Below are 7,379 nucleotides of genomic sequence, written 5' to 3' on the forward strand. Positions count from 1 at the left end.
TCTCTGACATATTCAATATTTACTTACAAATAAACCATCCATAAAGGATGGTTTATGAATTAATTATTTCTGATCCAAAAGAGTTAATATACGATTTAAATCATCTGGCGAGAAAAACTCGATTTCTATTTTACCCTTTTTCTTACGTTGCGTAATTGTAACTGTTGTACCAAAACGCTCTCTTAAGACATTTTCTTGCTCTTGAATGAATATATCTTTTTTCACGGTTTTCTTCTTCGTTTCATGTGAAACATTTTCATTTAATTGCTGAATCCACTGTTCCAATTGACGGACATTCATTTCTTCTTTGACAATTTTTTCAACAACTATTGAAAGAAATTCTTTGTTTTTTAAACCAAGTAATGCTCTTCCATGTCCCATTGAAATAGTCCCTTGAGATATTAGTTGTTGAATATCTTTTGGAAGTGAAAGTAAACGAAGATGATTAGTTATATGTGGTCTACTTTTACCTAATCTTTTTGCCAACTCTTCTTGGGTAATTCCCAATTTATCAAGCAATGTTTGATAAGCTGTTGCTTCTTCAATTGGAGTTAAATCTTCCCGTTGTAGATTCTCTAAAACAGCAAGCTCCATCATTTGTTGGTTATTATACTCTTTAACAACGACTGGAACTTTCGTCAGCCCAGCGGCCTTAGCAGCGCGAAAACGACGCTCTCCTACAACGATTTCGTATCCTTTAATACTCTTCTTCACAATAATCGGTTGAAGAATACCATGTTGAATAATGGACGCTTTTAATTCCTCGATCCCTTGCTCCGAGAATATTTTTCTCGGTTGATAAGGATTGGGTCTCAATTCTTTCAATTCAACTTCTAAAATGAGATCCTCTTTAGTTGCTTCAAGGCCAGTAAATAAGGCATTTATACCTTTTCCTAATCCTTTAGCCATTTGAAACCACTTCCTTTGCCAAATCTACATATACTTCTGCTCCTCGTGACTTAGCATCATAAATAATAATAGGTTCACCGTGACTTGGAGCTTCACTAAGACGGACATTTCTAGGTATGATTGTCTGATAAACTTTATCTTGAAAGTACTTCTTCACTTCTTCAATTACTTGAATACCAAGATTAGTCCTAGCATCTAGCATTGTAAGCAATACACCTTCAATCTTTAATTCCTCATTTAGGTGCTTTTGTACGAGACGTACTGTGTTTAATAACTGACTTAATCCTTCTAGTGCATAATACTCACACTGCACCGGAATAATTACCGCGTCTGCAGCTGTTAATGCATTGATTGTAAGTAGACCTAAAGAAGGAGGACAATCAATAATAATGTAATCATAGTCCTTTTTTACTTTTTCTAATGCACGTTTTAAACGAACTTCTCTAGAAATAGTAGGCACAAGCTCAATCTCTGCACCTGCTAGCTGAATAGTAGCTGGTACTACATGTAAGTTTTCAACTTTAGCAGCTTTAATTACATCTGATACTTCTAAATCATCCACAAGCACATCATAAATGCATCGTTCAACATCAGCTTTTTCGATACCAATTCCACTTGTTGCATTACCCTGTGGATCAATGTCTACTAATAAAACCCTTTTACCAATATAAGCCATACATGCGGCAAGATTTACAGATGTAGTCGTTTTTCCCACTCCACCTTTTTGATTGGCAATAGCTATAATTTTTCCCACGATGTCACCTACCCTTATTCCTTCATCAATACAAATTTATTATATAAATGTTGAAAAGCAATCTATTACGTTACGAAAAACAAGTTTACATGTACTATATTTTATCATAAAAAATTGCTAGCAGATTTTTTAATCATTAACTTTCTACACTTAACTAACTGAATAATTAGATAATTTATAACATTTATGAGTATAAAGAAAAGGAGCTTTGGTTGTAAATGTCCTACCTTGAGCTCCTTATGTCTTCATGTATTTACTTTTTCTTTGGGATTTTAATAGTAAATTGATAATACTCCTCATGCTCTTCTTCTTCAGCATTAAGGTCAATCCCATTATCTATAACCATTGATAACGATTGGCGAATAGTATTAACGGCAATTCGCATATCCTTGCTGATTGCTTTTCGCTTCGGCTTTTTCTTCTCTGGAGAAGTGGATAAAAGCTTGGCTACTCGATCTTCCGTTTGCTTTACATTTAAATGATTGTCAATAATCTCTTGTAGTAAAGCCAACTGTTTCGTTACATCCTTTAAAGGGATGAGCGAACGAGCATGACGTTCCGTAATTGTTTTATTTAATAGTGCCTGGTGTACTTCATCAGGCAATTTTAGTAATCGTAGCTTATTTGCAACCGTTGATTGACCAATTCCTAATCTTTGAGCTAATGCCTCTTGTGTTAACTGATGAAGCTCTAATAGCTTACTATATGCAACAGCTTCTTCAATCGGAGATAATTCTTCACGCTGTAAATTTTCAATAAGAGCTACTGAAGCCGTTTCTGTATCGCTAAGATTTTTAACAATTACCGGAGCCATTTCCCAACCTAGCTTTTGCATTGCTCTAAACCTACGCTCACCAGCAATAATTTCAAATTTACCTTGTTCGTATTCTCTCACAACAATTGGCTGTATAATTCCATGTGTATGTATGGTTTGTGCCAATTCGGTTATTTTTGCATCATTAAAAATCGTTCGTGGTTGAAACCTATTAGGAACGATTTCTGCAATGGGGATTTGTTTTATTTCTTCATTGTTGCTTGGCTTTTCATCTACTGCCTTCTCTTCTTCCAATTGTCTTTCCTGCTTATCACTTAAGCCGAAAAAACGCGAAAAAGGATGCTTCATATCCCTAACACCACCTTTTAGAAACTCCCTTAGTACATATTCTCTATAAAAACTACAAGTTCCTTTAATTTTCTTACGACAAAATCAAAATAATTATAAGCAGTTTCACGTGAAACTTTTTGTATCATTCAAAACATAGTAGTCCCGGTTACTAGCGACTACTATGTAACCGAAACTACTATCTAATAAATATTTAAAATAAGTTTCCATCTACTCAATCGGAGATTTGTTTGGCGTTCCTGCCTTACGTGGATACTTTTTACCTGTTGATTTGATTTTTTTAACGGTAATAATATTGCGCTCACTATTCTCAAAAGGTAAATTCATGCTTTCTACCTTTTCTAATTGACCACCTAACGTAGTAATTGCCTTTTTACCAACATTCAATTCTTCCTGAGCACTAGCTGCTTTCATCGCTACAAAATGTCCATTTACTTTAACAAGAGGAATACATAACTCTGAAAGTACGGACATCCTTGCTACTGCACGTGCCGTTACAAGATCATATTTCTCACGATGCAGTGGATTTTGTCCAAAATCTTCTGCACGACTATGATAAAAATGAACTGAATCTAATTTTAATACATCGGCTAAATGATGTAAAAATGAAATTCGCTTATTCAAAGAATCTACAATCGATACAGATAGATGTGGGAAACAGATTTTCAGGGGAATACTAGGAAATCCTGCTCCTGCTCCAACATCACAAATGCTTTCAACGCTATTAAAATCAAAGTAGAAAGCTGCAGAAATGGAATCGTAGAAATGCTTTAAATACACTTCTTCTTGTTCTGTAATGGCCGTTAAATTCATTTTTTCATTCCACTCAACTAATGTTTGAAAGTAGATTTGAAATTGTTCCATTTGCCAAGGAGAAAGCACTATCCCTTTCTCCTCTAGCATTGTTTTAAATTGTTGTTCATTCATTCGTTTCCGACCTCGATATGATTAATTTGAAATACGAGCAATTTTCCCTTGTTCTAAGTAGACCAATAAGATTGATACATCAGCTGGATTTACCCCTGATATACGTGAAGCTTGAGCCACTGTTAATGGACGCACTTGCTTTAATTTTTGACGAGCCTCAGTTGCTAAACTATTAATCGCATCGTAATCAATGTTATCAGGAATTTTTTTATCTTCCATTTTCTTTAATCGTTCTACTTGTTGCAAGGATTTCTCGATATAGCCTTCATACTTTATCTGAATTTCGACTTGTTCTTTAATATCTTCTGATAAAGGTTGCTCACTAGGAACAATTTGCTCAATATGAGCATAGTTCATTTCCGGACGTCTTAATAAATCAGCGGCTTTAATACCATCTTTCAATTCACTTCCGCCTGCGCTTGCAATCATCTCTTGCACTTCTGCCGTAGGCTTGATGCGAACAGTCTTTAAGCGCTCTTTTTCTTCTTCTATTAAGCGTTTTTTCTCATTAAATGCTACATAACGATCTTCTTTAATAAGACCTACTTTTGCTCCAATTTCCGTTAAACGCAAGTCTGCGTTATCGTGACGAAGTAATAAGCGGTACTCTGCTCTAGATGTTAATAAACGATATGGTTCATTCGTACCTTTCGTAACAAGATCATCAATTAATACACCAATATAAGCATCTGAACGACCTAAAATCACTTGCTCTTTACCTAATGCTTTTAGAGCTGCATTAAGACCAGCCATTAAACCTTGACCTGCCGCTTCTTCATAACCTGAAGTACCGTTAATTTGTCCAGCTGTATATAAACCTTCAATTTTCTTCGTTTCAAGTGTTGGCCACAATTGCGTTGGTACGATTGCATCATACTCAATTGCATAACCTGCACGCATTAACTGAACATTTTCAAGTCCTGGAATTGATGCCAGCATACGCTTTTGCACATCTTCTGGCAAGCTTGTTGATAATCCTTGTACATACACTTCACGTGTATTGCGTCCTTCTGGCTCTAAGAAAATTTGGTGGCGCGGTTTATCATTAAAACGAACGACCTTATCCTCAATAGATGGGCAATAACGTGGACCAGTTCCTTTAATCATACCTGAATACATTGGTGACCGGTGTAAGTTTTCATCAATAATTTGATGTGTTTGTAAACTTGTATATGTTAACCAGCATGGTAATTGGTCTGTAATATAAGCCGTTGTCTCATAGGAGAAAGCACGTGGCACGTCGTCACCAGGTTGAATTTCTGTTTTACTATAATCAATGGAATCACTATTTACACGTGGTGGCGTACCTGTTTTAAAACGAACTAAATCGAAGCCAAGCTCTTCTAAGTGCTCAGATAAGCGAACAGATGGCTGTTGGTTATTTGGACCACTAGAGTACTTCAATTCACCAATAATAATTTCACCACGTAAAAATGTTCCTGTAGTGATAACAACACTTTTGGCTTTATATGTTGCACCTGTTTGTGTGATCACGCCCGTGCATTTCCCGTCTTCAATGATTAGGCGCTCAACCATACCTTGAACAAGAGATAGTTTTTCTTCCTTCTCAATCGTTAACTTCATCTCTTGTTGATACAAAAATTTATCCGCTTGAGCACGTAATGCACGTACAGCTGGCCCTTTACCTGTATTCAACATACGCATTTGGATATGTGTTTTATCGATATTTTTACCCATCTCACCACCAAGAGCATCGATTTCTCGTACAACGATCCCTTTAGCTGGACCCCCTACCGATGGATTACATGGCATAAAGGCAACCATATCTAAATTAATTGTTAACATTAGCGTTTTAGCACCAGCTCGTGCTGCAGCTAAACCTGCTTCACACCCTGCATGTCCTGCTCCGATGACAATGACATCATAACTACCTGCTTCGTAAGACACTTCTCTTCCTCCTTTGTTATTATAACGACTATTTTCCTAAACAAAATTGCGAAAATAGCTGGTCAATTAAACTTTCGTGTACGGCGTCACCTATAATTTCACCTAATAGTTCCCATGCTCTTGTTAAATCAATTTGCACCAAATCAATCGGTACTCCATTTTCAATAGCAGAAACAGCTTCTTCTATTGTTGAAATAGCCTGGGAAATCAAAGCAATATGCCTTGTATTTGATACATATGTTAAATCTCCAGCTTCTAAATCTCCTTCAAAGAAAAGATCTGCAATAGCCTCTTCTAGTTCGTCGACACCTTTATCTTCTAATAATGAAGTCGTCATGACAGGAGCCTTACCAGCAAGTTCTTTCACACGATCTAAATCAATGGCTTGAGGTAAATCCGTTTTATTCACAATGACAATAACGTCCATACCTTTTGTCACTTCAAATAGCTTCTCATCTTCTTCAGAAATAGCTTCTGAATAATTTAAAACAAGCAGGATAAGGTCAGCTTCTTTTAATACAGCGCGTGACTTTTCCACACCGATTCGTTCAACAATGTCTTCTGTTTCACGTATACCTGCCGTATCTAGTAATCGAAGTGGTACACCACGAACATTGACATACTCTTCAATGACATCACGAGTAGTACCAGGAATATCAGTAACAATCGCTTTATTTTCTTGAACGAAGCTATTTAATAAAGATGATTTCCCAACGTTAGGACGACCTACAATGGCTGTGGATAGACCTTCACGCAAGATTTTACCTTGCTCCGCTGTTTGTAATAACTTTCGTAATTGCTGTTGAACATATGTAGCTTTTTCAATTAGCATATTATGCGTCATTTCTTCTACATCATCGTATTCTGGATAATCAATATTTACTTCGACATGAGCTAACGTTTCTAATATTTCTTGGCGAAGCTTTTGAATCAATTTGGACAAGCGACCTTCCATTTGATTCAAAGCGACACTCATGGCACGATCAGTTTTTGCACGAATTAGATCCATTACCGCTTCAGCTTGTGATAAGTCAATACGTCCATTTAAGAATGCTCGCTTCGTAAATTCACCTGGATCAGCAAGTCTTGCGCCATTTACTAGTACTAAATTCAATACTTTCTTGACTGACACCAATCCACCGTGACAGTTGATTTCAACAACATCTTCTCTAGTAAATGTTTTAGGTCCTTTCATAACAGATACCATCACTTCTTCGACGACAGCATTTGTTTTTGGATCAATTAAATGACCATAGTGAATAGTATGTGTAGCTACTTCAATTAGTCTTTTTCCATTAGGGCTTCTAAACAAACGATCAACAATTGAAAGCGCTTGGTCACCACTTAGTCGGACAATCGCAATAGCCCCTTCTCCCATTGGCGTTGATATGGCCGCAATTGTTTCAAATTCCATCATGTCACCTCATTCCATTTTTCCGTTTCTTACTATATTTGAATTGTCTATCTTGAAATCACTTTATATTTGTATTTACTTCTGTATAAAACTGTAGTTAATTTCATTATCGCCCAAATTAATTACCTAAATTACTACAATAACACAGTCTTTTTTTGAAAAAAAGAAAAAACCACCTTTGAAACGAATTGTCCACAATGCATTTCAACTGCTGTTTCCATCGATAATTGTAACTTATCCACATGTGAATAACAACGTTCACCATTCCCACCTCTTTGTTCACATCATCAATATGCATATTTATTCGAACCACTGTATTCTTTTGGGCAATTAATTTTAAAAAC

Annotated in this window: 6 protein-coding genes; all 6 read right to left on the bottom strand. The window is 36.2% G+C overall.

Annotated features, from left to right (window positions below):
• Positions 1-63: 63 nt before the first annotated feature.
• Positions 64-909, bottom strand: coding sequence for a ParB/RepB/Spo0J family partition protein (locus TX86_RS24375; RefSeq protein ID WP_042352972.1), 846 nt, complete (start codon positions 907-909; stop codon positions 64-66).
• The gene (locus tag TX86_RS24380) at positions 902-1,663 is read right to left on the bottom strand and encodes a ParA family protein (RefSeq protein ID WP_042352973.1); all 762 of its coding nucleotides are present in this window, start codon (positions 1,661-1,663) and stop codon (positions 902-904) included. The genes TX86_RS24375 and TX86_RS24380 overlap by 8 nt, the downstream gene beginning before the upstream one ends.
• Positions 1,664-1,916: 253 nt before the next feature.
• Complete coding sequence (gene noc, locus TX86_RS24385) at positions 1,917-2,786, bottom strand: nucleoid occlusion protein (RefSeq protein WP_042352976.1); 870 nt, start codon at positions 2,784-2,786, stop codon at positions 1,917-1,919.
• 210 nt (positions 2,787-2,996) lie between these two features.
• The gene (rsmG, locus tag TX86_RS24390) at positions 2,997-3,713 is read right to left on the bottom strand and encodes a 16S rRNA (guanine(527)-N(7))-methyltransferase RsmG (protein ID WP_042352978.1); all 717 of its coding nucleotides are present in this window, start codon (positions 3,711-3,713) and stop codon (positions 2,997-2,999) included.
• Positions 3,714-3,734: 21 nt separating this feature from the next.
• Entirely contained in the window at positions 3,735-5,621 is a 1,887-nt protein-coding gene (gene mnmG / locus TX86_RS24395) for a tRNA uridine-5-carboxymethylaminomethyl(34) synthesis enzyme MnmG (RefSeq protein ID WP_042352979.1), read from the bottom strand.
• A 28-nt stretch (positions 5,622-5,649) separates the two neighbouring features.
• Positions 5,650-7,035, bottom strand: coding sequence for a tRNA uridine-5-carboxymethylaminomethyl(34) synthesis GTPase MnmE (mnmE, locus tag TX86_RS24400; RefSeq protein ID WP_042352980.1), 1,386 nt, complete (start codon positions 7,033-7,035; stop codon positions 5,650-5,652).
• Positions 7,036-7,379 lie beyond the last annotated feature (344 nt).

The organism is Bacillus massiliigorillae, assembly GCF_000380245.2.
Taxonomy (GTDB): domain Bacteria; phylum Bacillota; class Bacilli; order Bacillales; family DSM-1321; genus Bacillus_AD; species Bacillus_AD massiliigorillae.